Consider the following 26386-nt stretch of genomic DNA (forward strand, 5'->3'; position numbering starts at 1 on the left):
GGGGGCAGGGGGTATGGGGTATGGCGTATGGGCGAGGGGGCATGGGAGCGTCGGTAGGCGCGGCCGGTCCCGAACCCGCCCCCGATCACAGCGAGACGAACGGCTCCGTCAGATGTGGCGTCGCCAGGTGCAGCCTCGCGGCGGTCCCGCGGTCGAGCATCCGCTCTCGTGACTGCCTGGCCGCCTCGGTGTCGACCTCGTGCGCGTAAGCGATCTCCGGGTGCAGCAGCTGCAAGGCGTGCACGAGGAGGTCACCGGTGATGAGCGCCTGCTCACGGCCATCGCCGACCACCACGCTCTGGTGACCGGGCGTGTGACCCGGTGTGGCGACGGCCCGCCCGGTGCGCAGTGGCGTGTTCCCGTCGAGCAGGCGGAGCTGCCCGGCAGCCGCGAGCGGGTCGGTGAGCTCTTCGCGCAGCTGAGGGTTGAGCGCGTCGATGGCGTCGAACTCGGCACGCTGCAGCATGTATTGGGCGTTGGGGAAGTAGGGCCGTAGGGCGTTCATGTCGCCGGCGGCTGCGCCGCCGTCCCTGCCGCGGCCGTCGCCGCCCGCCGACGGGACGGCCGCCTCCGTCACCACCGCCCACCCCACGTGATCAGTGTGCAGATGCGTGAGCACCACGGTGTCGACCTCAGCCGGATCGATGCCCGCGGCCGCGAGCGACTCGGGCAACACCCCGGGCACCGGCGCCCACGCGCGAGCCGGGCCGTCCGCCGGTCCGATCCCGGCGTCCACCACCGTGACGCCCCTGTCACCACGAATCGCATACGCCCGGAACTGAAGCCGCCAACGCCCCTCCGCGTCCACCGCCCCAGGGTCGTAACGGTCGGCGTCCGCCCACTGCGCGGCCGTCGCCTCGGGAAAGACCCCGGCACGCGACGAGAAGAACGGTCCCTCGCCGTCAGCGAGGGCGGTGATCTCGATCGATCCGATCCGGAGGCGAGGAAGGTGGAGAGGCATGATCGCGATCCTGCCATGCTTTCCCCGCGGTCGGAGGCTCAGCCGCATGCCGCGATGACTTCGATTCCGGGTGGGGCGTTCTCACCCTGAACTGCACTGGCTGTGGCGGTCGTTGATGCCCGCTGCGCGACCGGCTGGGTACCTACCGAGGCTTCTCCGTACTGGAGCACAAGGCGCCCGACTGGGAAACGGCGCCCGAGTCCGCGCCCCGCGCATCCCGCGCGGTCCGTGCACCCCTCGCACCCTGCGCACCCCTCGCACCCCGTGCAGTCCCACGGGCCTGCAGCTCGCCCCGTACCCTCGTGCCCCGTCCCGCCCTCGCTCCCAGCGCCGTCGCCGCGACCGATGCGAGCGCGACCGTGCCGATGCCGAGCCACTGGGGCCAGGCGAGGTGCTGGCCCAGGAGGAGGAGGCCGAAGAGCGCGCCGGCGGCTGGTTCGAGGCTGGTGAGGATGCTGAAGACGCGGGGTGGGATGTGGCGTAGCGCTTCCAGGTTCAGGGAGTAGGGCAGGACGCTGGAGGCGACGGCGACCACGGCGGCGATAGCGAGGACGCGGGGGTCGAGGAGGGCGGTGCCGGCGTGGGTGATGCCGTAGGGGGCGGTCAGGAGCGCGGCCCAGGCGACGGCGAGCGCCAGGCCCTGGCCGCCGCTGACGCGTCGGGCCATGCGGGCGGAGACGAGGATGTACCCGCCCCAGCAGCAGGCCGCGACGGCGGCGAGGGCCAGGCCGGCCGGAGCGAGCGGCACACCGCCGCCACCACTGAGGAGTACGACGCCGGCCGCGGCGAGCAGCGCGGGCAACAGGTCGGCCGCTCGCCGCGAGCCGGCCAACGCGATGGCGAACGGGCCGAGGAACTCGATCGTGGCCACCGCCCCCAGCGGGATGTGGTCCACCGCCGCGTAGAACGCCAAGTGGTGTCCGGCCAGCAACGCCCCCGCGGCGATCACCGTCCCCCACGCCCCCTCGACCGCCCGCAACGTCTGCCGCCTCGGCCGCCACACCAGGCACAGCAGCACACCGGCGATGAGCAGCCGCAGAAAGACGACCCCGGCCGCGCCCACCTGCGGGTAGACCTGAGGAGCGAGAGCCGCGCCGAACTGGATACCGCACACCCCGCCGAGGACGAGAGCGGGGGCGGGGACCCGGGATATGGGCCCGGCGGATCGGGATACCGGTCCTGATGCCGGTGCCGTTGTCGGTGCCGTTGCCGGTGTCGATGGTGTTGTCGATGCGGCGGTGGACACATGCGAGGTCACTGGGCAACTCGCAGCAGCAGCTTGCCCGTCGAAGCCCGGCCACCCATCAGTCGGTGGGCTTCCGCCGCGTCCGAGAGTGCGAACTCCGCGGTGACGGGCAGGGTGACGAGGCCGTCCGTGACCGTGCGGAACGCGCGCTCGGCGATCTCGCGCAGTACGTCCGGTGCCGTCTGGGCCAGCCCCAGGATGCTGAAGGCGGCGACCGACCGGCCTCGCGGGGCGAGCTCCTCCTGACCGAGTAGCCAGGGCTCCGCGCCGCTCGCATTACCGAAGGACACCAGCCGCCCGAAGACGGTCAGCGCGTCCAGGCTGTGGCGCAGGTTCTCGCCGCCGACCGGGTCGAGGACGAGGTCGACGCCCCGGCCGCCGGTCGTGCGGAGGGCGTCGGCGGCGAAGTTCTCGGACGGAAACACCTCGTCGTACCCGTACTTCAACGCGGCCTCGGCCTTGGCCGCACGGGACACCACGCCGTAGACGGCCCCGGCACCCGCCGCCCTTGCCAACTGCCCGGCCGCGGTGCCGATCCCACCCGCCGCGCCATGCACCAGCACGCTCTCGCCCGCCCGCAGCCGACCCACCTCGTGGATCAGCGCGTGCGCGGTCGGCAGCACGGTGGGCAGGGTGGCCGCGGTCCGCAGGTCAAGCCCCTGCGGTACGGGGAACACGGAGGCGCTCTCGGCCCGTACGACCTCGGCGTACGCGCCACCGCCCACCAGCGCGGCCACCGCCTGCCCCACCTCGACCCCCTCCACGCCGGGCCCGACGGCCCGTACGTGCCCTGACACCTCAAGACCGGGTACGAAGGGCAGCGCGGCGACCCGATACCCGTCGGCGCGCGCCTTGAGGTCGGCGAAGTTCACGCCCACGTAGGCGGCGTCGATGGTGACCTGACCGGGCCCCGGTTCGGGTGCCTCGACCTGGACGACCCGCAGGACCTCGGGACCGCCGTACTCGTCGAACCGGACCGCACGCACGCGGACCACCTCCCCAAAGTGTTCAACGGAAAGCGAACACCCGGACTGTATGATGCAGATCGAACACTCGGCAAGGGTCGACCGCACTGGGCGCGTCCGGCCCACCGCGACGTGAAGGGGGTGTCACATGGCAGACCAGGCCGAAACCGGCGGCCACCGTCCCGCGCCGGTCCACGTGAACCCAGAGGAAGTCCCCCTCCTCACCGCCCTGTCCGCCCTCGCGGACCCCGTCCGCATCCAGCTCGTCCGCGACCTCGCGTCCTCCCCCGACTGGACCCGCAGCTGCGGCAGCTTCGACGTCCCCGTCGGCAAAGCCGCCCTCAGCCACCACTTCTCCGTCCTCCGCAGCGCCGGCCTCGTCGAACAGCGCGACCAAGGCGCCAAACGCGTCAACCGCCTCCGCCAAGAAGAATTCGACGCCCGCTTCCCCGGCCTCCTGGACCTCCTGCTCCGCGAGGACGACGTCACGGGCGACTGAGGGACGTCGGCGTCAGCCCGCTCCCCGTCCACGCGGAAGCCGCCGGCTCGGCCCCGCCGTCAGTCGCCTCTGTGACAATGGCTCGATGCCAGACGAAATATCGGAACACTCGGCAGAACTCACTGACCGTCAGGGCCGTCCCGTCGTACTCGAGGACATCACCGACGACAACTGGCGCAGCGTCGCCGACGTGGCCCCCACCGACGACCAGCGCCGTTTCGTGGCCGCCCTCGGCGCGCGCTACCTGCTGCTCTCCCTGCGCGGGGGCCTGTGGAACTCCCTCGCGGTCCGAGCTGGTGACGAGGTCGTGGGGCACGTCATGTGGGCGTACGACGACGAGGAAGGCACCCACTGGATCGGCGGCATGATCGTCAACGCCGAAGAGCAGGGCAAGGGCATCGGCCGCGCTGCAGTGCGGGCCCTCGCGCGCCGCCTCGCGGCCCTGCCCCAGTGCCGCGAGATCCGCCTCTCGTACCACCCCGACAACACGCCCGCTGTCGCCCTCTACAAGTCGCTGGGCTTCGAACCCACCGGCGACTTCGAGGACGACGAGATCGTCGCCGCCCTGCCCGCCACCGCTGCCGCAACCGCCTGACCCACACCGGGAGCGATACGACCCCGCTGGGGGCCGGTGAAGGTGGCGGTTACATCGCCGGCCTCCCTCCCTGCATGCCCGCATTCCCTCACGCCCGCAGGCTCAAGGACTGCCGACGAGGTCAGGAGGGCTCGCGGTCCATCAGGGCACGATCTTCAGCGACCGGTAGTCATAACCGTCCTGCTTGAAGTCGAGTGCCTCCCAAACGAGGTCGACCCGCTGCCCGGGCGTGAGCGTCCGCCGTCCTTCCATCTGAATGTGGAAGTAGTTCCCCCAGCACCCACCGGGCGTCTCCGGCGAGTCGAGCACGCCCCACCCTTCCTCGTCGTGCCACTCGCGGACCGTCGCCTTCACCATGGCTGTCACTATATGGACGCGCGGCTCCGGTGCGGGAGCAATCGGCAAGCGGCCCTCAGAGCAGGCCCTCCAGGAACTCCCGGACCTCGACGGCGGTCAAGGGTCCCGTACCGCGCGCCACCTCCGCGCCCTGCTTCAGCAGGACGTAGGTCAGGGCGCCGGTGACCGCGTATCGCCGCGTCGCGGCCGGGCAGCGCGTGATGTCGGTACGGACGATGGCGAGGCGGTCCTTGTACTCCTCCGCTACGGCGTCCATGACCTCGTCCATGGCTCGGCACGGCTCGATCGCCTTGGGCCACGTACCGGTGAAGTAGGCGAGGACCGGAACCTTGCTCATCCCGAGGATGAAATCGAATTCCGCGTCCTCGCGGGCCTGATGCACCCGCTTCGCCATGGAGGCTCCTGTCTTCGTGCGTGGTCTCTCCGGCCCCATCATCCCCGAGTGGATCGACCCGTGGCCTGGCGGCCCGCGCTGGCCGGGCGGCCGGAGGCCTGGGGGTACGCAGCGACCAGACAACCGGCGGCCTGGGGGGTACGCACTGGCCGGGCGACCAGCGGTCCGCAGGCCCGCATTAGGCCGGGCGACCGGCGGCCCCGACGTCAGACGCGGGGGAGGGGGGAGGGAAGGCGCCTACGCCTCCTCGGCCGCCGTGTCACCGGCCGGCACGCCCGCCTTCCTCTTCCGGCTCCGGAGGACTACGACCCCGCACACCGCCAGGACAACAAGGGCGACCACGGCGCCGACCCCGAGCGCACTCTGCTCGGCGAAGAGCCTGCCCAGCACTTCGAGGACGCCGAGCCCCGCGGTCGCGTAGATCAGGGCCCAGGCCGCTCCGCCGAGGAAGAGGGCGGGGAGGTAGCGCGGCAGAGGCATGCGCATGCTGCCCGCGAGGAAGTTGGCGGCGCTCTGGAAACCGACGGTCAGGAACGAGACGGCGACGACTGGCGCGCCCCACCGCTGGATCGCCTTCTCGGCGCGCTGGAACTTCGCCGAGGAGATCCGCCCGGCGAACCGGCTACGCCTGGCACCGGCCGCGGCGAGCCATCCGACGGCGAAGGTTCCTCCGGCGCGGAGCAGAATGATGGCGTACAGGGCTCCGGCTGTGAGCGCGATCTTATCCACGGCCCCTCGTCCCTACTTCCGGGCCGCAACGCGTGACGCCTGTCACTCGCATGGCCATCCCGCCCTGGCGGGCGCACGGCGCGCACGAGGCGGTTCACCGTCTCTCACCTGCGCCCTGCCTTCACGTGTTCTGTCCTTCGGGTCGCCGCCTGTGGCACCGGAACCCGAACCCGTACGCCGGCACGCCCGGCAAGGCCAGCCTAACCTAATGCGCTAGGGGTGGATGTAGGGCGTCGGACTGCCGGAGGGACGACGAGCGAAGGCACGGGCGGCCGGGGACGGAAATCGAGTGGTGGCGGCCACCAGCGGCATGGAATGCTGGCCACACACCGAAGGGGTGTAGCTCAGATGGCCAGAGCGCCGGTCTCCAAAACCGGATGTCGCAGGTTCGACTCCTGTCACCCCTGCTCCTGACTCGTTTAGTGCTCACGGCTCACGGCGGTCGTCTCACCGCGCCATCGCCCCCCCGGCCACCGTCGCCAAGGCACCCGCCAGCGCGTACCGAGCGTGAGCACGACCGCGACCCGGCACGCAACCGTCGCCCCCCCCCGAGACACCAGCCCCACAGCGGGGAACCGCCGCCCCCACCCGGACGTCGAACCGTCATGGCTGCTGACAGAGCTGGACGCATCATCACCACCGCCACGGTCATCCTGATCGCCGCGGTACTCACGGGCTGCACCACGGCCGCCGACGACACCGCACGGCCCGCACAGGCGACACCGCCCGTCAAAGGGACGACGCCCACTCAGGGGACACCGCCCACCCAGTCGGCAACGCCCACCCAGGGGACACCGGTCGCCCCGCCCTCGCCGCGGACGATTCCCTTCGAGCTCTACACACACTGCGGCATCGACGAGGCCCGTGTCGGCTCGACGTACTTCGAGGCGGACGTGCCGCTCTCCGGCGGTTCGGGGAACCCGCCCGACGGGTGGGACAACCCGACGCAACAAGGCACGATGACCCTCACGTCGGCGACGGAGGCCGTGTTCACCGACGACGCCGGACATGTGGTGAAGTTCCATGCCCGGCCGGGTGCGAAGGAATTCAAACGCATCTGTGGCTAGGGCCGTGGCCTTCGACGTACCCGCTCACAGGCCTCACCGAGACCCCGCTGCTCCGTGCTCGGTAGGGCCTGCCCCACCCCGCTCCAGGGGGGTGGTCGGAGTGCTGCGGGCTACCGCTCCATGATCGGCTGTCCGTAAGGGATTTCCGTGACGGAAGGGGTGGGCGGATGAGAGTCCGGATCGGGTACTGGGCGTGGATCGTAGGCATCGTGCAGTTCTTCGTCGTTCAAGTGACTGTCGGGGCGGCTTGGGCGAAGCCGTACAGCTGGGCGCGGAACAACATGAGCGACCTGGGCAACGTCCACTGCGCCCTGCAGGTGGAACCGGAGCCGCGGTTCATATGCTCTCCCGAGCACGGTCTGATGAATGTTTCGTTCGTGACTCTGGGTGCTCTGCTGGTTGTCGGCGTCGCGCTGACCGGTGGCGCCCTATGGCGCGGCAGTCGGGGCACCGGGGCCGCTCGCTTGCTGCTCGCCGGCGCAGGAGTGGGGTACGCGCTGGCCGGGCTGGCTCCTGCGGACGTCGACGAGAATCTGCATGTGTTGGGTGCCCTCCTTGTCATGGCTGCGGGCAACGTCGGGCTCGTCGTGGCGGGCTTCGCCCTTGCGGAACGGCTGCCGGTCCTCTTGCGGTGGGGCGCTGGATTGCTGGGGGTCGTGGCGATCACTGCCTTTGGTCTGTTCCTCTCCCACCACTACCTCGGTCTCGGCATGGGAGGCATGGAACGCGTCGCCGCATTCCCCCTGCTGCTGTGGGTACTGGCTGTCGGTGTTCGTGGCGTCATTCCTCCGGCCGGACGTACGTATGAGGGGGTGCAGACAGCACGACTCAGCCGCGCAGGTTGAGAGTGTCGCGACTCCCGGGTGCGGCGGGATCGACCATCCCGCCGCACCCGGGAGACGCGGCCTCGCGCCGCCGGGAACTCGGGAGCGACGCGAGCCGGGATGAGGAACACTTCACCGGTGATCGTCATGCAGCCCGTCCTGGAGATCTACGCCCCTGATGGCTTCGACCTGTGGCCTGTCGCGGAGGTCGAGCCGTTCGGCTTCCTGCCCCTCAACGGCGCCTTGTCGTCCTCCGAGGTCGGCACGGCGATGATGCGCATCGCCGGCTGCAACGACGTCGACCCCGACGGCGACCGCCCGCCGTGTCCGTCCGACGCCCTCGGCTCGTTCCTCCACGGACTGCTGACGTTCGATGACCTCTTCGCGGCCGGCGGCCTACGAGTATCGGACGATGCCACCGGCGTCGTATTCCTCCCCGGCTGCTGCGACGGACTCGAAGAGTGGCGCGACTGGCACCAGCTCCTCCAAGACCGCAGCCTCCTCGGCTTCGGCCACGACCCCGTGTCACCCATCGCCGAACGCATCGGCGACACCGTCCGGCTCACCGTCAACGCCGACGAGACCGACAGCCCGTGCATCGCGCTCCCACTCGCCGACCTGCCAAGCCTTCTCACCGCCGTCGAGCGCGACCTGACAGCCTTCCTGACGCTGGCAACCGACTGGGCGTCCGAGTACCTGCCCGACCACTCCGCCTCCGTCTCAGCCGCCCTCGCCCGCCTTCTCGACGTCTCCGCGCCACCCACACCGCCCACGCGGCCGATGCCGTGACAGGTGTGGGTCGGGATGGGCCGGTCGGGTTGGGGGGCGGGCCGGGCTGGAGGGCCCGTCACACCGCGGTCAGGCGAAGATCCCCTGCCCAGCTGTCACAACGGACCCGACCGGTAGGAAACGAGAGCTCCAGAACGATGCGCCCGGTGTTCGGTTCGTGTTCCTCCCGCACCGAGAGAACGCTCTCCCCGACGTGGCCCGCGAACGGCGTCTCGCTGGCGATGTCTCTCACGGCGATGACTCCTGCTTCGCCCATGTCGCAGCCGGCGTGCGGCTCCGACTCCTCGACGATCAGACACCAATCCGATCCGGTCGTGATGTGTACAGCGGCAGTCTGGTCGCTTATCAGCCACACATCGAGCGGGCCTGCCGGTGCATCACTGCCGTACAGGTGCCACGACCCGACGACGCCTGTGAGCGGACGCCCGACCAGGCCCTGCGTACTCATCCCAGCACCATGCAGCGGGCAAGCGTTCGAGTTCTCGAAATCCATCGGCGGACGATACCCGCCGCCCAGTCCATGCAGTGCCAGGGGGTCTTGATCGCGACCTTGAGGCCGGTCCTCGGTCAGGGGTGGAGCAACGAGGCGTGGATGCGGCTGATCGCGCGCAACACTTCGTCGCGGTTCTTCGCTCGCTGCATCCAGGCGGGAAGACGGGCCACCACCGTCATTCTCCGTCCGGGCGTGTGCCAGGGAATCCCTTCGCGCAGGGGCGCCTGTACGAAGCTTTTGATCAGGTCCAGGTGCTCCAGGTTGTAGGCCCACACCCACCCGTGCCGCGTCTCGACCTGAAGCCACAGACGCGCGTCGAAGTACGGGTCCGTGGCGGGGAGTCGCCGATCGCGGTGCAGCGTGCGGTATCCGCGGCGCCAGGCCTTCGCCGTCCCACAGCTCCGGCAGACGAGTCGCCTGGGGGCGAAGGCTTCAGGCTCGTGCTCATCGGCCGGCTCCGGGCTCGCCACGACGTGGGCGACGTTGTCGCAACCGGGGCAGTGCACGAGGACGGATTCGAGGAAGTCGTACGTCGCGCTGCGCGGGTCCCGGAACCGGTGGTGTGCGGGCATACGACTCATCGGATCAGTATGTGGGCTGAGCACCGACATGGGCAGCGGGCGGCGAAGGCCGCTGCCCGGCGCTGATGCCCCTGCCTGGCACCGATGCCGCTGCCCGGCACTGATACCGCTGCCCGGCACTGATGTCGTCAGGCGATGCGGAGGATGCTCTTGCCATGGGTGGCACCCTCGGCGAGGCGCTGCACGGCCGTGGCCAGGTCCCCGAGGCCGTACTCCGCGGTGATGTCCATGCGGACCCGGCCGTCGGCGACGAGGCCGAGTGCACGGCGGGCACTGTCGGCGAGTCGCTCGGGGTGCGTCTGGCTGAGCAGGTTGCTGTTGTAGGTCAGGAGCGATTTGCCCTGCGTGAGCAGGTCGTTGGCGTTGGCCAGGACAGGTTCGTACGTGGCGAGGTTGCCGTACGCCACGAGTCGGCCGTGCGCTGCGAGCTGCTCGACGAGGCCGGAGTGCCGGGTCGCGCCGCCGACGGGGTCGAGGATGACATCGAACGTGTCGTCGCCGAGCTTGGCCGGGAAGTCCTCGCGCAGCAGGACCTGGTCGTACCCGAACTGGGCGGCGTAATCGGCCCTGTCGGCGCTGCCGACCACGCCGACGATCCGGTCGGCCCCGGCCAGCCGGGCGAACTGGGCGGCGAGCGTGCCGACCGAGCCGGCGGCGGCATGGATCAGCACGCGCTCGCCCGGCCGCACATGTGCGGCGGTGTTGATCAGGTCGTACGCGGTCGGCGCGCCCCATCCGAGACCTGCGGCCGTCCGCAGCGGCAGGTCGCCGACGTTCAACGTGAGCACGGCGGGCGCCAGGACCACCTCGGCGTAGGCCCCTGCCATGGTCAGTGCGGTGACCGGCTCACCGACACGGCTCGCGTCGACGCCCTCACCGACCGCGGCGATGTGTCCGGACGCCTCGAAGCCGGGAACGAACGGGCGCGGCACGGGGAAGTGGCCGTCGCGGACCATGGTGTCACCCCACTGGATCCCGGCGTAGGCGACCCGGATCGCCACCTGGCCGGGGGCGGGGGCGGGCTCATCAAGTTCGGTGATCCGGTAGCGGTCATCGGTGTCGAGAACAACAGCCTTCACGGTTACAACCCCCTGTGTTGACTCAGTATCCTTACACTCGGGAACCTATGTATATAAGGCTCCTTAGTCAACCCATGAATCTGTGACGTGAAGGAGCGCGCCGTGGAAGCCCCGATCGAGAACGACCTCTGCATCCGCATCAGGCGATCGGAACAGGCGTTGATGGCACACCACGAGGCAGTACTGCGCGCCTACGGGCTGACCATGACGCAGTACACCGTCCTCCTGTTCCTCTCCCGCGAAGGCGGCCTGTCTGGCGCCCAGCTGGCCCGCTCCTGCGGGGTGACCCAACAGACCATGAGCAGCGTGCTGACCAACATGGAGACCAAGGCACTCATCCGGCGCGAAACGTCCCCGGTCCACGCCAAGGTCCAGATCGCCACCCTCACCCATGAGGGCCAGACACTGCTGGACCGCGCCTACCAGGAGGTGATCATCCTCGAACGCGCCCTCACCGAAGCGTTCACGCCCTCCGAACACGCCTCTCTCTGTGAACTCCTGGAACGCGCCACCAACGTTCTGATCCAACAGACCCGCCCTGCGGCAACCCCGCCCGCCACCTGAGACCTTGAGGCCTGGTGGCCTTGGCCTTGAGGCCTTTGGGCACTGCAAGCGCCGCCGCCCCCATCAACGTGACGCCGGTCCGGAGCCGCCCCCGTGGTTGACCAGGAGCCCCCCGCTGGAGCACTCCGCCAGGGGGCCGCATCACGTGCTATATCCTCCTATGCCGTGTCGAACTGGTGGCTGATTCTGAAGGATGCGTTCTGGGCCTGTGACCGGGCCCTGGGCGGGCAGCGGCATCCCACGCGGCTTCAGAAGCGGCTGGCGCGACACCCGGTCGGCACCGGTCTGTGGATGACGGCCCCCTTCACGCTCTTCTTCTGGTCGTTGTCGAGCGAGGAAGAGCTGTCCGGTGACCTGCTGCTCGCGGTGCTGTTCGGGCTGGTCATGGGGCTTTTCTTCGCTCTCGTCGCCTTCGCGGAGCGGCTTCGGCAGCGGCGGCTCAAGCGTCTGGGCGTATGGGACGGATCTTGAGGGGGCAGGGCAGGGCAGGGCGGGGCGGGGCGGGGCTGACGGTACGGCTTCCAGTCCCGCGCTCGACTCGGTGCGCGGCGCTTTCCCGCCCCGAGGGAGGCTCCCTGGCGTGAGCGCCTCGATGGCCTGCGGGGGCGGGTTGCGGGACCGTCGGCGCCGACGGCACGCGGACGTGGGGGACGGGGGACGGGGGACGGCCGCTCTGAGCTTCGCCGCTGAGAATCAGCTGTTGAGGTCGAACACGTACCACGTCATGAACGGCTCGGCCTGGACGTAGATCCTGCTTCCTCGGCTGACCACCCGGCGCCGGCCGGGAGTGGAGCCGTCGGGGAGAGTGAGCAGACCGACGCCACTCGGCTCGACGGATGCTTCGGCGATCTCCCCGTGGGCGAGTCGGTCACGATCGTCACCGGAACCGCCATAGAAAGCGACTCGATCGCCGTGAACGGCCACGGCTTCGGCGCCCCGTACACGGTTCGCCCACACCCTCACGGGTCGGCCAGGGCGCGAGGGGCGAACCTCGACGAGCGGGAACTGCGTGTAGGGGCACGCCCAGGCGGTGGTGCCCGAGACGTTCAGGGCGTAACAGTCGAAGAGACCGGGGATGTGGGCACCGTCGGATGTCCAGGTAAGCCGGCCTGTGGCGCTCCAGCGGCGGATTCCGACCGGGTTCTCGTCGAAGTGCCCGACCCAGATATGACCCGCCTCGTCCACGAGCAGGTGCTCGATGGCGTCTCCGACCGAGAAGGACGAGGTCTCGCGGCCGAGACCGTCGAAGACCTGGACCTGGTTCGCGTCCTCGTCTCGGCGGGCGCGCGACGCGGCGACGACGAACCGGCCGTCCGGCTGGCGGTCCAGACGCAGCCACCGGTCTCGCACGGCGCTCAGCTCGGTGACTTCGACTTCGCCACCCGGAAGGACGGAGACGACCAGGGCATCGAAGGGCGCGACATCGCCACCGCGTTGCGGAACGTGCTCGGCAAGCAGCCAGTGCGCCGCGCCGAAGACGTCGACGGTACTGGTCAGGACGTGGCGGTCGTGCTGCGCTCGGGGAAGGCGGGCATAGGGAGTGAGGGCAGTCGTCTGCACGGGCGGGCTCTCCTTGGTGGGTGGTGGTCACGGCCGTCGGCAGCTGCGGTGAGCAGCGGTCGGCGGCGCGCGAGCCGTGGAGAGCGGGGCGGGGCGCCTAGACGGCATGACCCTTTCTGGTCGTCATGCGGTGATCATCGTCGAGATCCGATCACATGGCCAACCATTTCGGCGCACCAAGACCCATAGTTCTCTTCCGCTCCTTCGCGGCCACCGCTGGACCGTCGAGCGCACGGCGGCCGGGCCCGCCGGCTGTCGATGCCTCCACGACGCCACGAAGGCAACGCCGATCACTTCCCTGTCATCACCAGCGTCGCCCGCCTCCCCATCTCCTACCGCAGGCTCACTTCACGATTCACCGGGGCGCTACAGGGCGAACGGATTCGACTTACGAACCCTCGACAGGCAGCCCCGCGACGAACTCTGCGAGATCGGATACTCGGGGCGGTACCTGCCCATGCAGGAAGCGCTGGTAGTGGTCGGCTACGAGACGGCGCAGGTCTGCCTCGGCCGGGTCATCGCCACTGAGCTCGAGGGTGACCTGATGGGGCTCACCCGTCATATGCAACGGCCTGGCCAGGGCATCGAACCCGCAGACGTACTCGTCAGGCATCTCCCACCAGGCCTTGGCAGACGCTTGGTCCTGGAGGACGTACATGTGGTGGTCGTCATCGAAAAGGATCACGGGACCTATCGGCGCAGTCATTTGCGGAGTATGACGCAACGCAACCTGCAGCTCAGATGCACAGCGGGCCGGCTCTGCTCGCGAGAACGAACGGAAGTCGTTTGTCGATGAGCTCAGAAGGCGTCCTGTTGGCGGCCAGGCCGATGTTCACGAGTTCAGGAGGCACCCGCTGAGATTGATCTTGCTAGGGTCCGCCCAAGAGCTGGGGAGTTCAGCGCACGGGAGGTGGTCAGGCGATGACGCCTGAGGAGCGGGACCTGGTCGAGGGCCTGGTATTCGTACCGGGTAAGGGTCGGAGGCGAACGCTCGATGAGGTGCTTGCCCACTTCGGCGAGTCCGACGGCGGGGCCTTGGCGCTCTGTCTGCTCCGGGACGCCATGGAGCGCCGGGATGCCGACGACGTCGCGATGGCGTTGATCGTGAAGGCCTCCGCCGACGCCTCGGGCGAAGAGTTCCTGGAGCCGTTGATCGAGCTGTCCCGTGCCGACTGGCACACGCGCCACGAGGACGTCGTGCGAATGCTGGGCAAGCTCCGCTCGCCCAGGACGGTGCCCGCGTTGGTCGAGGCGACGCGCTGGGTTCCCGAGTACTTGGACTGGGACGAGAACCGGGCGCTCGCAGTGAAGGCCATCTGGGCTCTCGGCGCCGTTCCCGGCGCGGAGGCCCGGGAAGCCCTCGAGGGGTTCCGCGACGACGAGAACGAGATCATCCGCGACAACGTGCTGAAGCAGCTCGCACGCCGCGGCGAGCTCTGACCGCGGAGCTGTTGCCGTTCATCCGGAACGCCCGGCCGAGTTTCCTCGGCCAGTCATTCCGACCAAGATCAATCTCGCCAGGATCTCCCGTACCCCAACTACTCACGGGATGTCGCACAAACCACCCGCCGGGCCGCGAGTGACTCCCGAACTCATCGACACCGATCAAGGAAACCGGCGCACGCGATGACTCCCGAAGCCGTCGCCAAACGACGTCAGTTCTCGGGCTCTGGCTCAGGTCCTGGGGTGCGGCCACGTTGAGTGAGCGGATCACCTCGTGGTTGACCGTCCTGATAGCGACAACGAACCCCCGGGTTCGTCTCCCGCCTCGGCTACAGACCTCTTGCTGAGGAACTGCTTCGCTGCCTCAACCGCTTCTCCATTGAGTTCCTCGACGGAGACCCCCCAGCTCTCCTCCCAGCCGTCCAGGTTGTGCGCGCAGTACACAAGGGGTTTCAGTTCTTCGGGGTAGCCGAGGTCATAGGCGACGTCTGCCCAGATGAGGTGAGTGCCGGCGGCGGGATCCAGGGACCCGTCGGCGATCTGACCGGCGATCCAGTAGGCCAGTGCCCACTTTGCCGCCCGGGGGTCTGCGGGCGGGTGGAAGAGCAGTCCCAGCTCCTCCAGTACTTGGTCGAAGAGCTCTGGCGCTTCGGGCTCTTCGCTCCGGAGAAGTCCAGTCAGCACGGCCAGGGACGGGCTTTCGACCCCAGTTATCAGCGCGTCCAGACCTGCCTGTATGAGCCGGTCCGACCCGACATGCCTGCCAAATGCCCGCTCACGCGCGATGTGTCTGAGCTGATCGAGGGCGTCGTCGCTGGTCATCAAGGTCTTTCTCCGTCGGCATCTGGGATGGGAAGGCTTGCACATCCGCTGGTGCCGCTGCCATCGCGGTCCTCCCGTCGGCGGTGATCAGGACTTGAGGACGCGCTTCCGCAGGAGGGCGCAGCCTGCCCGACCGAACATCTGGCGCTTGAGCAATCTTGATCCGGTTGACGTGTCCTTCCACGACGCCTGAGCTCCGGGGCAGGGTCAGTCCGGCGACGACGGCGACGGCGACGACGGCATCGACGGCGACGCGGTCGCGGTCGATGCCTGCGGCAAGAGTGTGGAGGCTGGGAAGGGCGTCCTGCCGGACGGCGTCGAGCCAGTCGGGCAGGCGCTCCAGCGCGCGGACGTAGCGCGCGGGCGGGGGCGCCCACCAGGAGCAGTAGCACGTGTTGCGTGGGCAAGCTGTTGAGATACGCGCGGGCCGCTGTCCGGCACAGCAGGTGGGTCCAGTCTCTGGAGCCGTAGCTCAGCACACCCGGGCGGATGATGGCGGACTGGGCACAGCGAGCTCAGAACGGCAGCGCCGGTCTGCCGCCGTGCCCAGCTGATCCCTGTGGGGTGTCGGCGCTTCTCGGTCTTGGGTGTGAATCGCCGCTCGACGGGGGACTGGAGGCCGGGGGAGGTGGGGTGTGTGGGCGGAGGAGGCCGCAGCGTTGGGGAGTTGCTCAGGGATGAAGCGGTAAGGGAGAGGCGTGGTGCGTTGTGTGGGCGGATCAGTGCCGCGGGGGTCGTCGTCGAGGACATTCTGTGCTGTGAGGACAGCTTGGGGTTTGTGGGGCCTGGGCGGGCGGAGGCGTACACGGTGGTGCTGGCGCGGTCCGGCGGGTATCTCAGGAGGATTGCGGGGGAGGAGTTCTTTGTCGATGCGAGTGGGGGGTACTTCACGAGGCCGGGTGACGAGTACCGGGTCGCGCATCCGGTCGGGCCGGGTGACCGGTGTACGGAGATTCGTTTTGGCGCCGAGCTGTTCGCGGACCGGTTCGACGGTCCGGCGATTTCGCGTCGCTTCACGGTGAGGGGGGCCACCGACGTACATCACCGTGCTCTGTTGGCGGCGGCGCGGAGAGGGGCCGACGAGTTCGAGCTGGAGGAGCGGCTGCATCGGTTGCTGGATGAAGTGGCCGGATGTGCGGGGCATTGGCGGCTGGACACCGGGAGCCGGCCCGCGGCTGCCCGCGCGCATGCCCGGCTGGTACGGGATGTCTGTGCCGTCATGGCCGGTGGAATATCGGGCCTGCGCCTGTCGCTGGAGGAGCTGGCACGGGTGGTAGGGGGATCCCCGCACCATGTGAGTCGCGTGTTCCGCGCGGTGACCGGTACGACGCTCACGCACCATCGGAACGAGTTGCGGGTACGGGGTGTGCTGCACGCGCTGGAGGAGGGTGAGGAGAGCCTGCGGACCCTCGCGTACGCCTATGGGTTCGCCGACCAGGCGCATCTGACACGTGTGTGCCGGAGCCATACGGGGCGGGTGCCCAGTGTCTTGAGGGGTGTTCTCGCGGATCGCGCATGAATGTCCAACGCCCTGGTGGTGGGTGCGCCGCACACTGGCGGCGGCCGGAGACCCGGCCGGTGCCGTGCCCCTGGTGGGTGTTGCACGGCACTCCGTCTTCCTCATGGGGGAACGTGACGATGACGACCTTCTTGACCAGAGCCGGTGTCACGGCGGCGGCCGCCCTGACAGCCGTCGCGTGCGTGAGTTCGGCGCCGGGCGCGGCCTCGGCCCCGTACTCCTCGGGGGCGGGAATCTCGTCGGCCCCACTGGGCTCACTGGCCCCACCGGCCTCCCCGGTCCTCCCGGCCCCCTCGGCCCCCTCCGTCTCTTCCGTTGCCTCAGGCGCCTTCGCCGCGACGTCGGGGCTCACGGATCCTCGCCCCTGTCCCGGCCAAGCGGACGTGACCTGCGCCGATCTGGCGGTGCCCCTTGACCGTACGGGCGCGGTGCAGGGCACTCTGCGGCTGAGGGCCGCGGTCTTCGGTTCCGCCGATGCGCCTCGGGGGACGTTGCTGTTCCTCACTGGTGGGCCTGGGCAGCCGGGCGTCCCGTTCGTGCAGCGGATTCGGCAGCGGCTGCCCAAGGCTTTGGCTCAGTATCGGCTGGTGATGGTCGACCAGCGCGGTACGGGCGAGGCGGCTGTCGACTGCCCGCGGCTTCAGCGGGAAGTGGGGAGCAGTGACACCGTCGCTCCTACGCGTGGCGCCGTCACGGCGTGCGCCGAGAGCCTGGGTGAGAAGCGGAACTTCTACACGACGGCGGACACGGTGGCGGACCTGGAGGACCTGCGGCGCGCCCTCGGGGTGGCGTCGTGGACGGTCGATGGGGTGTCGTACGGCACGTTCACGGCAGGCCGGTATGCCCTGACGCATCCGAAGCGGGTGCGGAAGCTTGTCCTCGACTCCGTTGTGCCGCTCGATGGCGCGGGTGTGCTGTACGAGGATGCGATGGGGCACTCCGCGCGGGTGCTCCGTACCGCCTGCCGTGAGCAGGGGTGTGGGTACGATCCGGCTCGGGACCTCGCGGCGGTGGTACGGCGGGACGGTAACGGGGTGGGTGTGTTCAACCTGCTCGTCATCGCGAGCATCATCGATCCGAAGCTCGACAACCCCCAGTTCGGCATCCTCGAAGCCATCCACGCCTCGGCCTCGGGTGACCGTGCCCGGCTCGACGGTCTGGTCGCCGGGTTCTCGGCGCCCTCCGACGAACCGGCGTCGGAGTTCAGCTCCGGTCTGCACGCCGCGACGCTCTGCGCCGACTCCCGCTGGCCCTGGGGCGATGCGTCGGCGCCCGTCGAAGGCCGGGAACGAGCCCTGGATCGGGCCGTTCAGCAGCTCAGCCCGGCGGCCGTCTGGCCCTTCGAGCGTCGGACAGCGGGCGCTCAGGGCATTCCGCAGACCTGCCTGCCCTGGCCCTCCTCGCGCCCCAACCCGGCGGCGCCCCGCCGCACCCTCACGATGCCGGTGCTCATCCTCGCCGGCGACCGTGACCTCTCGACTCCTGTGCGCTGGGCCCGAGACCTGGCCGCCAGGACTCCACGGGCCGAACTCGTCGTACTGCCTGGGGCCGGCCACTCCACTCAGAGCCGTAGCGAAGGCGGGGCGCGAGCGGCCGAGGGGTTCTTGCTCCGGTAGGGGTGGGCTGGTGCCTTGTCCCTCGGTGACCTCGGTGACCTCGGCGAGTTCGGGGGCGGACCTCAGAGCCGGGGCCGGTCCTCCGGCTTCAGCAGGCGTACGTGACACGGTGTTGCCCGTCAGTTGCCGCCGACGTCGTCCTCGCCTTCCTTGTTCACCGCGGGGCACCGCCCCCTGATCGCCCCAGCGTGGCCCGCTTCCGGACTCCCGGAGGCGGGCCATGCCCGGTCAGGAGGGGTTGTCCCCGTGGGTGAGGGTCTCCCAGGCGACGAAGAGGTTGTTGCTGCCGGCGGGGCGGTTGCGGAGGGTCAGGGCTTCGGTGTTGGTCATGCCGAAGCCGAGGCGGTTGTGCATGGCGTTGTAGCCGACTTCGGTGACCGGGCCGAGGCCGAGGTGCAGGGAGCCGCCGCAGAGCCAGCTCGGGGCGGCGGTGCCGAGTTCGTACTTGGACTGGAAGCCGAGGGCCTGGCGCAGTCGTTCGCCGACGTCGGTGCCGTAGAGGTCTTGGCCCTGGATTCGGCTGGTCTCCGCGACGTGTGCGATGGCGGAGATGCCGTAGCCGGTGTGGGTGAAGTCGCGGCAGGTCTCCTGGGTGAGTCCGGTGACGAAGGTCGACTGCCCCTGCCAGTAGTTGACGATCTTGTCGCGCGTGTCGAGGTTCTGGCTCGGCACGGTCTTCGGCAGCGTGCCGTCGGAGGCGAGGTAGACGTAGGCGGCGGTGCGCGTGCGGAACTTCGCCATGGCCTTGTCGTACGACGTCCTGTCCTCCAGGAAGACGGAGATGCCGACGGCGGCCTCCATCATCGAGAGCTCCCAGTTCCCGTTGGAGTTGGAGCCGTTGATGATCTCCGGCAGGTAGACGTTGCGCAGCATCGTCGCGAACCGGCCGGAGTTGGGCCAGCCACCCGTGTACGTGTACTTGATGATCTCGGCGGCCTTGGGCCAGGAGGAGCCGGCCCAGCCGGTCTGCAGAGGCGCGTTGCTGTTCGTGTGGTCCGTGATGACCGCGGACCAGGCGTCCATCAGCTGGATCGACTTCTGCGCATAGCGCGCGTCACGGGTGACGTACCACGCGAGCGCGTTGGTGTACGCGGCTATCGCGTCCTCGCGCTCGTCCGTGCAGCCGTAGTTGGGGTTGGAGTACGAACCGCACTCCACGACCGCACGGGGCTTCGGCGTGCGGTTCAGGTCGGCGTACTTGCTCGCCATCATCTGGTCGTACGCGCCCTTCCAGGGCTGAGCGCCCGCCAGGACCTTGGAACGCGCGAAGTCCAACTGGCCTTGCGAGACGCTCACTCCGGGATGTGCGAAGACGGCGGGAGCCGCTTCGGCGTCCGGTGCTGACGGCCAGACGAGGGCACCGGCGACGAGGGCGGCGACAGCCGCGAGTAGTCCTGTTCTGCGCATGAGTGGGGGGCCTTCCGTTCGTGTGTGTGAACGTGAAGCGCATGGGTGAATGCGTGCGCTGAGCGGAGACCATAGGTCTGTACCACCCTTCCGTCAATACGTGGGGGAAGGGGTGATGCGTGAGGGGAGATCGTCGCGAACTCACGGCGGGGTAGGCGTGGTTGCTCGTGCAGGGCGCTGCTGTGGGGCTATGCCCAAACGATTGCGCCAAACGTTTGGGCATGCCACTGTGTTTGTGCCCAAGGAGCCTTCGGTGTCGTGTAGTTGACCGAGGTGATGAGGGGTTGCGGCGGGGGTTGTGGTCGGGGGTTGTGGTCGGGGGTTTGTGGTCGGGGAGTGGGGTCGGGAGTTGGGGACGCGGGTTGGGGACGGGGGTTGGGGTGGGTAATGACGGCGGCTGAGGGGTCGCGCCGCGAGGCCGGCGGTGCAGGTGAGGTGTCGGGAGTGGACCGCGTGACGGACCCGAGGCACCTGCTCGCGCAGACCGCGCGAGGCGTATTTCAGGTCCCGAGCGCGCCGCCCACACTGGCCGTACCGCCAGCACCGCCCGTCCCGCCCGTCCCGCCCGTGCAGTCGGCGTCCCGCGCCAGCCAGCAGTTCGGGCCCTTCCGTGTCGTCCATCGCCTGGGTGTGGGCGGAATGGGCGAGGTCCACCTCTGTGTAGGCGCCGACGGGGTGCTCGCGGCGGTCAAGACCGTTCGTCCCGAGCTGTTGGGGGAGGAGAGGATGCGCCGCCGGTTCCTGCGCGAGGTGCAGGCGGCGCGGCGTGTGCGTGGGCCGTTCGTCGTGCCGGTGATTGCCGCCGATCCTGAAGGGCGGGTGCCTTGGCTTGCGCAGGCGTTCGTACCCGCGCCCGCCCTCGATCACGTCGTCCGGCATCTCGGTCCGCTCTCCGAGGATCAGGTCCGGGCCCTGGGCGCGGCCGTCGCCCTGGCTCTGGAGGGTATCCACCGGTCCGGCGTCATTCACCGTGACCTGAAGCCGGGGAACGTACTGCTCTCCGCCGACGGTCCGCACGTGATCGAGTTCGGGATCGCACGGACCGAGGGTGGCACCCTCACGGTCGGGGAGATCTGGGGGACGCCCGGGTTCATGTCTCCGGAGCAGCTCACCGATCCCGACCGAGTGACGGGAGCGAGTGACGTCTTCTCCCTCGGGGTTCTGCTGGTCTACGCGGCGACGGGCCGGCTGCCATGGCCAGGTAGCGGCGCGGTCGAGCTTCGGGTGCAGACGGTGGAGTGCCGCCCCGACCTGTCCGGGCTGCCGTCCGCGCTCCGGGAAACGGTTGCCGCGTGCCTCGTGCCCGTACCGTCGGATCGGCCGACCCCTCCCGAGCTGGCATCCCTGCTGTGGCCGGACCGTGGCCCCTTTCCGCTGGACGACAGGCTGCGCGCGGCGGTCGACTCCTACGCCCAGGCGGTCCTGGAGGCCGTGCCGGACGCGCGCGCCCTCGGCGCGGTACTCGACCGGGCGGGGGACCGGCGGCTACGGGCTCGCATCGCAGGACTTGAGGCGCGGGCCCTTGAACTGGCGGGTGCCGGGCAGGCCGTACGGGTGCGCCACATACCTCAAGGCGAGGCGCGGGTCCTGCAGGAGGCGTTCGAGGAACTCGCTGACGAGGCAGGCGCGTTCTATGGTGCCGAGCACCCCGACGTCCTCGCCCTGCGCGGGGAGGCGGCACGTTGGGGCGGGGAGGCCGGCGACGCGGCCGGCGCCGTGTTCGCGCTGGGGCAGCTGGTGGAGGCGGCTGCCGTGGCGCTCGGCCCCGACTGCCCCGAGGTGCTGGCCCTGCGGAGGCTGCGCGCTTCCTGGCTCGCGCGGGCCGGAAGCCAGGCCGAGGCGCTACTCCTGCAAGGAGACGTCGTCCGGCGGCTGGTGGAGATGGCCGGCCAGGGTCAGATGGATGGATCACAACGCGCAGCTATCGAGGCCGAGTTGCACGCTGCCCGCGCGGAACTGGCCGAGCTGTACGGCCTATCCGGGCGGGTGGAATCCGCGGCCGCCGGGTACGCGCAGGTCCTGCTGGCGGCGGACTCTCCACGGACGGCCGAGGAGTTCGAGAGGCTCGGCGAGTGGCGCAACCAACAGGCCTACTGGGCACACCGGTTCGCACCGGGGGAGGCCGTCGGGCTATTCCGTTCGCTGTACGAGGAGTGCGGGCGGCGACTGGCCCCCGAGCATGACCTGACCCTGGCGGCCCTTGAGGGCATGGGTTACGCGCTCGGCGCCTCGGGCGACGCCGTCGCGGCGCGGAACGTGTACGCCGAACTGGTGCCCCGCGCAAGCGCCCACCACGGGACGGACAGCCTGGAAGCGCTGGAGGCGCAGGCCAGCCTTGCCGGCTGGACCGGCGACGCTGGTGACGCCGCGGCCGCGGCAGCGCTGTACGGCGAGGTGGTCGCGGCAGCGGCTGCCCGTTGGGGAGAGACGCATCCGCGGATCGCTCCGTGGATCAGGCAGGCGAAGGTGTGGCGGCGGCGCGCGGCCGAGCGGGACGCGGGCGCCGGAGAGGAGCGTACGGCGACGGGCGAGGGTTCGGCGCCGCCGGGATCGGCCGTACGGGAGACGAGGACGAGGACGAGGAGGGGCATCATGCGGTGGTGGCCAGGGCGGGGGCGTACGCGTACGCATCGGTCAACGGGCGCTGAGGAGGCGTCCGCGACGGCGGAATCCGTGAGCACGCCATCCGTGAAGGGGTCATCCGCGAGCCCGCCATCCGCGAACGGGGAATCCGCGGGCACGCCATCCGCGCGCACGCCACCTGTGAAGGGGGCATCCGCGCACACGCCCTCCTCGACCGCGGCGCCCCTGAAGCAGAGATCCGCCCCTTCCGACCGGAGCGCGCTGGGCGTGGCGGATCTCGTTCACCCGATGTTCCTGCCGCCCGACCGCTTTCCGCCCGCTCTGGAACGGGGGCACCGGGCGATGCTGCCCGGCCTGATGAGTGCTTTGGCGATACGGCGCGGGGATGACGTCTCGTTCGTCGACCCGAGTCAGTTCGGGCTGAACGAGCTGGAGAGTCTGTGGCGGAGCGCGGTGGGTAACGTGTCGCAGCTGGAGGGCGTACGGGTGACCCGTACCGAGACGGAGGACGGGGACGTGATCGCGGAACTGTGGCACCCGGACGATGTCTTCGTCGCTTCCCGTGCCGCGGCGCTCGACTGGCTGCCGGGCGCGCTCTTCGGCGACCCGGCGCCGGAGGCGATCCTGCTGTGCGTCCCGCAGATGCGCAGCCTGATGGCGGCGCCCGTGCGTCCGGAGACGGTCAGGGGCCTCGCCGAGGTCCTGACGCGCACCGCAAGCGACGTACACGCCTCCGTGGCCAACCCCCATCTGGCGGTCTCGCCCGACGTGTACCTCGTGACCCGGAGCCTCCAGGCACAGCGCGTCGGCAGGATGGTCGACGGCCGACCGGTCGTGGGTAGGGCCTTGTTGGACGCGCGGAGCCGGCGCTGAGTACGCGGGCCGATCACGACACCGGACGGCCGGGCTGCGATGATCCGAACCGTGCACGGCGGGCGCCGCCGCGTACGTCCGTGAGGTGAGGTGAGGGAGGGGGCCGCCATGGGGGACGCCGTGACGCTGCAGGGGATCGCGGACCGGCTAGGGCTGCACGTGTCCACCGTTTCCCGGGTCCTGCACGGGTCACCGGACGCCCGAGGGCGTGCGGCGTCGGCGCGTACCGCGGAGCGGATCCGGGCCATGGCGGAGGAACTCGACTACCGGCCCAACCCACACGCCGCCAGCCTGCGAACCCGCCGGAGCAACCTCATCGGGGTCCTCTTCCCCCGCCTTTCCGAAGTCGTGGTCGCCACGATCTACGAGGGCATCGAGGAAGAAGCGACCGCCCGCGGTTTCTCCACCTTCGTTACCAACACCCACGACAGCCCGGACACCCAGCGCCGACGGATCGCCATGGTGCTCGCCCGCCGCGTCGACGGCCTCATCATCGGCGACGCGCACCTGGACAGCGCGGACCTGACCCCCGCCCTCCGGAACACCCCGTTCGTTCTCGTCAACCGCCGCACCGAACAAGGCCATCCAGCCGTGACCTGTGACGACTACCTGGGCGGCCGGCTCGTCGCCGAACACTTCCTCGACCTCGGACACCGAAACGTCGCGGTCATCGCAGGCGAGCCCTTCGCCAGCACGGGAACCGACCGCACCGCCGGTTTCACCGACCGCTACCGCGAGGCCGGCCTCCCCCTCCCGCCGTCCGCCGTACGGCACTGCGCCTTCGACACCACCGGCGGACGCGCCGCCACCACCGCCCTCCTCACCTCACCCCAACTCCCCACCGCCCTCTTCGCGGTGAACGACATGGCCGCCATCGGCGCCATGGGCACCGCCCGCGACTTCGGCCTCCGCGTCGGCCAGGACCTCGCCATCGCCGGCTTCAACGACACCCCCGTCGCGGCCGAACTCCCCGTCCCCCTCACCACCGTCCGTTCCCCCATGACCGAACTCGGCCGCGTCGCCGTCCGCCAACTCCTGAACCACCTGTCCGGCACACCCAGCCGCACAGAACGGCTCACCCCCGAACTCGTCATCCGCGCCTCCAGCGGCGGCCCCGTCGGGCCGCATGCGTGAACGGGCACTCGGTCGCCGCCGCCTACCCGACGGTGGTGGCGTAACCGTCGTATCACTGCGGTCGGTTGAAGCGCCGGGCCGCCCACAGCAGGGCGAGGATGCCGCCGGCCAGGAGGAGACCGGCTTCGGCGGGAAGGGGAGGTGGGTGACCGCCCCAGTCGAGGGTGGAGGGGGTGGGGTGGTCGGGGACGCGGAGGGTGATGGAGCGGCGGAGGAGGTCGATGGCGTAGGCGAGGGGGTTGGCGTGGGTGAGGGTGTGGGCCCAGTGGGGGAGGGCGTCGAGGGGGAAGAAGCCGCCGGAGAGAAAGAGGAGCGGCATCATCACCAGGCCGAGGAGGGTGTGGAACGTCTCGGCTCTTCGGAGGCCGACCGCCAGGGCCAGGGCGAGGGCCGTGATGGTGAACGAAGCCAGGGTCATGCAGGCCAGGAGGAGGGCGAGCAGGAGCGGGTCGTACGGCAGGCCCGCCACCCCGGCGAGGGTGAGGAGCAGGGCGCCCTGGACGGTGGCGACGAGCGTGCCCCCGGCGCAGTTGCCGAGGAGCAGGGTGGAGCGGTGGACCGGGGCCATCAGGAGTTCGCGTAGGTAGCCGCTCTGCCGGTCGGTGATCAGGCGGACGCCGACCATGATCGCCGGTGTCTGCACGGTCATCATCAGCATGCCGGGGAAGAGGTACGTCCGGTAGTCGACGCCCAGTTGCGAACGGGGGATCAGCGCGGCCAGGCCGCCCCCGAGGATGAGGAGGTAGAGCGCCGGGTGGAGCAGCATCAGGGCGGTGTGAGCGCGTTGGCCGGCCAGGCGGAGCAGATCGCGGTGGACGAGCGCGTGGATCGCGCGTAGCTCGTGCCGGAGCCGCCCGGACCGAACACGGTCAGGGGCCACGGACGCGCCGGGGGGATGAACCGGCGCCACCGCAGGTGCCGGAACGGCGGCGGAATCAGCCCCCGGGGCCTTCCAGCTGAACACCGTCATCGGTCACCTCCCTCCCCCGAAGTGTTGTGGGGCGACATGGGCAACTTCACCGAGCTCACCGAGCTCACCGAGCTCACCGACCCCATGGATCTCACCAACCCCATAGACCTCATAGGTCCCATCGGCCCCATCGGCCCGGCCACTATCCCCGGTTGGATGGCGTCCAGGCTGCGCCCCGTGTGGTGGAAGAAGACATCGTCCAGCGTGGGGGATGTGGCGGACGCGGAGTGGACGGCGATGCCGTGTGCCGTCAGTGCCGCGCACAGACGAGGGATCCAGGCGCTGCCGTCGGGCACGCGCAAGGAGATGCCCCCCGAGTCCGTGGTGACGGTGCGGTCGGGAGGTGCGAGGGCCCGTACGAGGTGATGGGCGGTCGTGTCGTCGTCGGTGCGCAGGACGACCCGGTCGTCGCCGATCGCGGCCTTCAGGGCGAAGGGCGTGTCCTGTGCGACCAGGCGGCCGTGGTCGATGATGGCGATGCGGTCGCAGTTCTCGGCTTCGTCGAGGTAGTGGGTGGTGACGAAGAGGGTGGAGCCGTGTTGTTCGCGCAAGGCCCGCAGGTGTTGCCAGACCTGGGCGCGGGCGTGGGGGTCGAGCCCGGTGGTCGGTTCGTCGAGGAACAGCACGGAGGGGGCGTGCAGGAGCTGGCGGGCGATCTCCAGGCGGCGGCGCATGCCGCCGGACAGGGTGCGTACGGGGGAGCGGCGCCGGTCGGTCAGGTCGGCCGTCTCGAGTACTTCGGCGACGCGACGGCGGGTGTGCCGGTGCGGTGTGCCGTACAGGCGCGCGTGGATGTACAGGTTCTGCTCGGCCGTCAGGTCCCCGTCCACGGCGCTGTGCTGGAAGAGCATCCCGACCCGCCGACGTACCTCATGCGGGCTGCCGAGCACATCGAATCCCGCCACCGTGGCGCTACCCGATGTGGGGCGGGCGAGGGTGCACAGCATGGCGATGGTCGTGGACTTCCCCGCCCCGTTCGGACCGAGGAAAGCGAAGGTCTCGCCCCGACGCACGTCCAGGTCCAGGTCTCGTACGGCGTGAGTGGCACCGTCGTCGGCCCCGGAACCCGAACCCGAGCCCGGACCCGTGCCCGAGGCCGAGCCCCTCCCCGACCCTTCCCCCGGATAGCTCTTGCCGAGCCCGCGCGCACTGATGGCGTACCCGAACTCCGGAGGGTCCGCCTCAGCGCCAGGGCCTCCCCCAGGCGGAGCCGTCAAGAGGGCGGCTCGGGGCGGGGCGTCGGAAGCGTCACCGGCATGTGGCGGCATCGGTCTGGTCCTCGTCGTCGTTGTCGTCTTCGTCTTCGTCTCCGGCGC

27 protein-coding genes, 1 tRNA gene and 1 pseudogene are annotated in these 26386 nt (G+C 70.0%); 13 read left to right on the top strand and 16 right to left on the bottom strand.

Annotation, left to right across the window (positions count from 1 at the left end; genetic code table 11):
• Positions 1 to 85: 85 nt before the first annotated feature.
• From ACZ7G1_RS03570 to ACZ7G1_RS03580, 3 genes are all read right to left on the bottom strand, one after another.
• Entirely contained in the window at positions 86 to 961 is an 876-nt protein-coding gene (locus ACZ7G1_RS03570) for an MBL fold metallo-hydrolase (protein ID WP_470878022.1), read from the bottom strand.
• Positions 962 to 1103: 142 nt separating this feature from the next.
• Positions 1104 to 2075 (bottom strand): EamA family transporter, encoded by a 972-nt coding sequence (locus ACZ7G1_RS03575; protein WP_470878023.1) that lies wholly within the window; start codon positions 2073 to 2075, stop codon positions 1104 to 1106.
• 140 nt (positions 2076 to 2215) lie between these two features.
• Positions 2216 to 3193, bottom strand: coding sequence for a quinone oxidoreductase family protein (locus tag ACZ7G1_RS03580; RefSeq protein ID WP_470878024.1), 978 nt, complete (start codon positions 3191 to 3193; stop codon positions 2216 to 2218).
• Between the two features lie 127 nt (positions 3194 to 3320).
• Here ACZ7G1_RS03580 and ACZ7G1_RS03585 point away from each other — a divergent pair, with 127 nt between their 5' ends.
• Together ACZ7G1_RS03585 and ACZ7G1_RS03590 are read left to right on the top strand one after the other, a co-directional pair.
• Positions 3321 to 3671: an ArsR/SmtB family transcription factor gene (locus tag ACZ7G1_RS03585; protein WP_470878025.1), complete on the top strand. Its 351-nt coding sequence runs from the start codon at positions 3321 to 3323 to the stop codon at positions 3669 to 3671.
• Positions 3672 to 3756: 85 nt separating this feature from the next.
• A complete protein-coding gene (locus ACZ7G1_RS03590) occupies positions 3757 to 4266 on the top strand; it encodes a GNAT family N-acetyltransferase (RefSeq protein ID WP_470878026.1) in 510 nt (169 codons plus the stop codon).
• A 141-nt stretch (positions 4267 to 4407) separates the two neighbouring features.
• On the opposite strand, the gene ACZ7G1_RS03595 is transcribed toward ACZ7G1_RS03590, so the two are convergent.
• The 3 genes from ACZ7G1_RS03595 to ACZ7G1_RS03605 form a co-directional block, all read right to left on the bottom strand.
• Positions 4408 to 4623 (bottom strand): S1 domain-containing protein, encoded by a 216-nt coding sequence (locus ACZ7G1_RS03595; RefSeq protein ID WP_470878027.1) that lies wholly within the window; start codon positions 4621 to 4623, stop codon positions 4408 to 4410.
• A 55-nt stretch (positions 4624 to 4678) separates the two neighbouring features.
• Positions 4679 to 5017: a thioredoxin family protein gene (locus tag ACZ7G1_RS03600; RefSeq protein WP_470878028.1), complete on the bottom strand. Its 339-nt coding sequence runs from the start codon at positions 5015 to 5017 to the stop codon at positions 4679 to 4681.
• Positions 5018 to 5254: 237 nt separating this feature from the next.
• Complete coding sequence (locus ACZ7G1_RS03605; RefSeq protein WP_470878029.1) at positions 5255 to 5746, bottom strand: DedA family protein; 492 nt, start codon at positions 5744 to 5746, stop codon at positions 5255 to 5257.
• Positions 5747 to 6079: 333 nt separating this feature from the next.
• Here ACZ7G1_RS03605 and ACZ7G1_RS03610 point away from each other — a divergent pair.
• From ACZ7G1_RS03610 to ACZ7G1_RS03625, 4 genes are all read left to right on the top strand, one after another.
• Positions 6080 to 6153: transfer RNA gene (locus ACZ7G1_RS03610), tRNA-Trp, on the top strand.
• Between the two features lie 198 nt (positions 6154 to 6351).
• The gene (locus tag ACZ7G1_RS03615; protein ID WP_470878030.1) at positions 6352 to 6813 is read left to right on the top strand and encodes a hypothetical protein; all 462 of its coding nucleotides are present in this window, start codon (positions 6352 to 6354) and stop codon (positions 6811 to 6813) included.
• 209 nt (positions 6814 to 7022) lie between these two features.
• Entirely contained in the window at positions 7023 to 7658 is a 636-nt protein-coding gene (locus ACZ7G1_RS03620) for a DUF998 domain-containing protein (protein WP_470878031.1), read from the top strand.
• Positions 7659 to 7784: 126 nt separating this feature from the next.
• The gene (locus ACZ7G1_RS03625) at positions 7785 to 8426 is read left to right on the top strand and encodes a hypothetical protein (protein ID WP_470878057.1); all 642 of its coding nucleotides are present in this window, start codon (positions 7785 to 7787) and stop codon (positions 8424 to 8426) included.
• Between the two features lie 58 nt (positions 8427 to 8484).
• Here ACZ7G1_RS03625 and ACZ7G1_RS03630 read toward each other — a convergent pair whose 3' ends face one another.
• From ACZ7G1_RS03630 to ACZ7G1_RS03640, 3 genes are all read right to left on the bottom strand, one after another.
• Positions 8485 to 8919: a hypothetical protein gene (locus tag ACZ7G1_RS03630; RefSeq protein WP_470878032.1), complete on the bottom strand. Its 435-nt coding sequence runs from the start codon at positions 8917 to 8919 to the stop codon at positions 8485 to 8487.
• 74 nt (positions 8920 to 8993) lie between these two features.
• Entirely contained in the window at positions 8994 to 9500 is a 507-nt protein-coding gene (locus tag ACZ7G1_RS03635) for a hypothetical protein (protein ID WP_470878033.1), read from the bottom strand.
• A gap of 128 nt (positions 9501 to 9628) precedes the next feature.
• Positions 9629 to 10579 carry a quinone oxidoreductase family protein gene (locus ACZ7G1_RS03640; protein ID WP_470878034.1) on the bottom strand — a complete coding sequence of 317 codons (951 nt, stop codon included), beginning with the start codon at positions 10577 to 10579 and terminating at the stop codon, positions 9629 to 9631.
• A gap of 102 nt (positions 10580 to 10681) precedes the next feature.
• On the opposite strand from ACZ7G1_RS03640, the gene ACZ7G1_RS03645 reads away from it, so the two are divergent.
• Positions 10682 to 11143 carry a MarR family winged helix-turn-helix transcriptional regulator gene (locus ACZ7G1_RS03645; protein WP_470878035.1) on the top strand — a complete coding sequence of 154 codons (462 nt, stop codon included), beginning with the start codon at positions 10682 to 10684 and terminating at the stop codon, positions 11141 to 11143.
• 165 nt (positions 11144 to 11308) lie between these two features.
• Positions 11309 to 11614 (top strand): hypothetical protein, encoded by a 306-nt coding sequence (locus tag ACZ7G1_RS03650; protein ID WP_470878036.1) that lies wholly within the window; start codon positions 11309 to 11311, stop codon positions 11612 to 11614.
• Positions 11615 to 11836: 222 nt separating this feature from the next.
• Here ACZ7G1_RS03650 and ACZ7G1_RS03655 read toward each other — a convergent pair whose 3' ends face one another.
• Positions 11837 to 12703: a hypothetical protein gene (locus ACZ7G1_RS03655; protein ID WP_470878037.1), complete on the bottom strand. Its 867-nt coding sequence runs from the start codon at positions 12701 to 12703 to the stop codon at positions 11837 to 11839.
• 388 nt (positions 12704 to 13091) lie between these two features.
• Positions 13092 to 13409, bottom strand: a complete 318-nt coding sequence (locus ACZ7G1_RS03660; RefSeq protein ID WP_470878038.1) for a hypothetical protein — start codon at positions 13407 to 13409, stop codon at positions 13092 to 13094.
• A gap of 215 nt (positions 13410 to 13624) precedes the next feature.
• On the opposite strand from ACZ7G1_RS03660, the gene ACZ7G1_RS03665 reads away from it, so the two are divergent.
• Positions 13625 to 14143, top strand: a complete 519-nt coding sequence (locus tag ACZ7G1_RS03665; protein ID WP_470878039.1) for a HEAT repeat domain-containing protein — start codon at positions 13625 to 13627, stop codon at positions 14141 to 14143.
• Between the two features lie 270 nt (positions 14144 to 14413).
• Here ACZ7G1_RS03665 and ACZ7G1_RS03670 read toward each other — a convergent pair whose 3' ends face one another.
• On the bottom strand, positions 14414 to 14968 hold the full coding sequence (locus tag ACZ7G1_RS03670; RefSeq protein ID WP_470878040.1) for a hypothetical protein: 555 nt from the start codon (positions 14966 to 14968) through the stop codon (positions 14414 to 14416).
• 87 nt (positions 14969 to 15055) lie between these two features.
• Positions 15056 to 15308 (bottom strand): annotated as a pseudogene (locus ACZ7G1_RS03675) (hypothetical protein); the annotation flags it as partial.
• A gap of 327 nt (positions 15309 to 15635) precedes the next feature.
• Between ACZ7G1_RS03675 and ACZ7G1_RS03680 the strand changes: the two are divergent.
• Together ACZ7G1_RS03680 and ACZ7G1_RS03685 are read left to right on the top strand one after the other, a co-directional pair.
• Positions 15636 to 16487, top strand: coding sequence for a helix-turn-helix transcriptional regulator (locus ACZ7G1_RS03680; RefSeq protein ID WP_470878041.1), 852 nt, complete (start codon positions 15636 to 15638; stop codon positions 16485 to 16487).
• 119 nt (positions 16488 to 16606) lie between these two features.
• On the top strand, positions 16607 to 18103 hold the full coding sequence (locus tag ACZ7G1_RS03685; protein ID WP_470878042.1) for an alpha/beta fold hydrolase: 1497 nt from the start codon (positions 16607 to 16609) through the stop codon (positions 18101 to 18103).
• A gap of 228 nt (positions 18104 to 18331) precedes the next feature.
• Here the strand turns inward: ACZ7G1_RS03685 and ACZ7G1_RS03690 are convergent, their stop codons facing one another.
• The gene (locus tag ACZ7G1_RS03690; protein WP_470878043.1) at positions 18332 to 19510 is read right to left on the bottom strand and encodes an alginate lyase family protein; all 1179 of its coding nucleotides are present in this window, start codon (positions 19508 to 19510) and stop codon (positions 18332 to 18334) included.
• A 444-nt stretch (positions 19511 to 19954) separates the two neighbouring features.
• On the opposite strand from ACZ7G1_RS03690, the gene ACZ7G1_RS03695 reads away from it, so the two are divergent.
• Both ACZ7G1_RS03695 and ACZ7G1_RS03700 read left to right on the top strand, forming a co-directional pair.
• Positions 19955 to 22966 (top strand): protein kinase domain-containing protein, encoded by a 3012-nt coding sequence (locus ACZ7G1_RS03695; RefSeq protein ID WP_470878044.1) that lies wholly within the window; start codon positions 19955 to 19957, stop codon positions 22964 to 22966.
• Positions 22967 to 23074: 108 nt separating this feature from the next.
• A complete protein-coding gene (locus ACZ7G1_RS03700; RefSeq protein WP_470878045.1) occupies positions 23075 to 24100 on the top strand; it encodes a LacI family DNA-binding transcriptional regulator in 1026 nt (341 codons plus the stop codon).
• Positions 24101 to 24152: 52 nt separating this feature from the next.
• Here ACZ7G1_RS03700 and ACZ7G1_RS03705 read toward each other — a convergent pair whose 3' ends face one another.
• Positions 24153 to 24980, bottom strand: a complete 828-nt coding sequence (locus ACZ7G1_RS03705; protein WP_470878046.1) for an ABC transporter permease — start codon at positions 24978 to 24980, stop codon at positions 24153 to 24155.
• 86 nt (positions 24981 to 25066) lie between these two features.
• A complete protein-coding gene (locus ACZ7G1_RS03710; protein WP_470878047.1) occupies positions 25067 to 26338 on the bottom strand; it encodes an ATP-binding cassette domain-containing protein in 1272 nt (423 codons plus the stop codon).
• Between the last annotated feature and the right edge of the window lie 48 nt (positions 26339 to 26386).

The sequence above is a fragment of the Streptomyces sp. NPDC037273 genome (genome assembly GCF_055603625.1).

What these genes read in the sequence shown, in the direction of transcription:
- ACZ7G1_RS03570 (WP_470878022.1), bottom strand. Translation starts at nt 961, where the DNA reads ATGCCTCTCCACCTTCCTCGCCTCCGGATCGGATCGATCGAGATCACC.
- ACZ7G1_RS03585 (WP_470878025.1), top strand. Translation starts at nt 3,321, where the DNA reads ATGGCAGACCAGGCCGAAACCGGCGGCCACCGTCCCGCGCCGGTCCAC.
- ACZ7G1_RS03590 (WP_470878026.1), top strand. Translation starts at nt 3,757, where the DNA reads ATGCCAGACGAAATATCGGAACACTCGGCAGAACTCACTGACCGTCAG.
- ACZ7G1_RS03595 (WP_470878027.1), bottom strand. Translation starts at nt 4,623, where the DNA reads ATGGTGAAGGCGACGGTCCGCGAGTGGCACGACGAGGAAGGGTGGGGC.
- ACZ7G1_RS03600 (WP_470878028.1), bottom strand. Translation starts at nt 5,017, where the DNA reads ATGGCGAAGCGGGTGCATCAGGCCCGCGAGGACGCGGAATTCGATTTC.
- ACZ7G1_RS03615 (WP_470878030.1), top strand. Translation starts at nt 6,352, where the DNA reads ATGGCTGCTGACAGAGCTGGACGCATCATCACCACCGCCACGGTCATC.
- ACZ7G1_RS03625 (WP_470878057.1), top strand. Translation starts at nt 7,785, where the DNA reads ATGCAGCCCGTCCTGGAGATCTACGCCCCTGATGGCTTCGACCTGTGG.
- ACZ7G1_RS03630 (WP_470878032.1), bottom strand. Translation starts at nt 8,919, where the DNA reads ATGGATTTCGAGAACTCGAACGCTTGCCCGCTGCATGGTGCTGGGATG.
- ACZ7G1_RS03635 (WP_470878033.1), bottom strand. Translation starts at nt 9,500, where the DNA reads ATGAGTCGTATGCCCGCACACCACCGGTTCCGGGACCCGCGCAGCGCG.
- ACZ7G1_RS03660 (WP_470878038.1), bottom strand. Translation starts at nt 13,409, where the DNA reads ATGACTGCGCCGATAGGTCCCGTGATCCTTTTCGATGACGACCACCAC.
- ACZ7G1_RS03665 (WP_470878039.1), top strand. Translation starts at nt 13,625, where the DNA reads ATGACGCCTGAGGAGCGGGACCTGGTCGAGGGCCTGGTATTCGTACCG.
- ACZ7G1_RS03670 (WP_470878040.1), bottom strand. Translation starts at nt 14,968, where the DNA reads ATGACCAGCGACGACGCCCTCGATCAGCTCAGACACATCGCGCGTGAG.
- ACZ7G1_RS03685 (WP_470878042.1), top strand. Translation starts at nt 16,607, where the DNA reads ATGACGACCTTCTTGACCAGAGCCGGTGTCACGGCGGCGGCCGCCCTG.
- ACZ7G1_RS03690 (WP_470878043.1), bottom strand. Translation starts at nt 19,510, where the DNA reads ATGCGCAGAACAGGACTACTCGCGGCTGTCGCCGCCCTCGTCGCCGGT.
- ACZ7G1_RS03700 (WP_470878045.1), top strand. Translation starts at nt 23,075, where the DNA reads ATGGGGGACGCCGTGACGCTGCAGGGGATCGCGGACCGGCTAGGGCTG.
- ACZ7G1_RS03710 (WP_470878047.1), bottom strand. Translation starts at nt 26,338, where the DNA reads ATGCCGCCACATGCCGGTGACGCTTCCGACGCCCCGCCCCGAGCCGCC.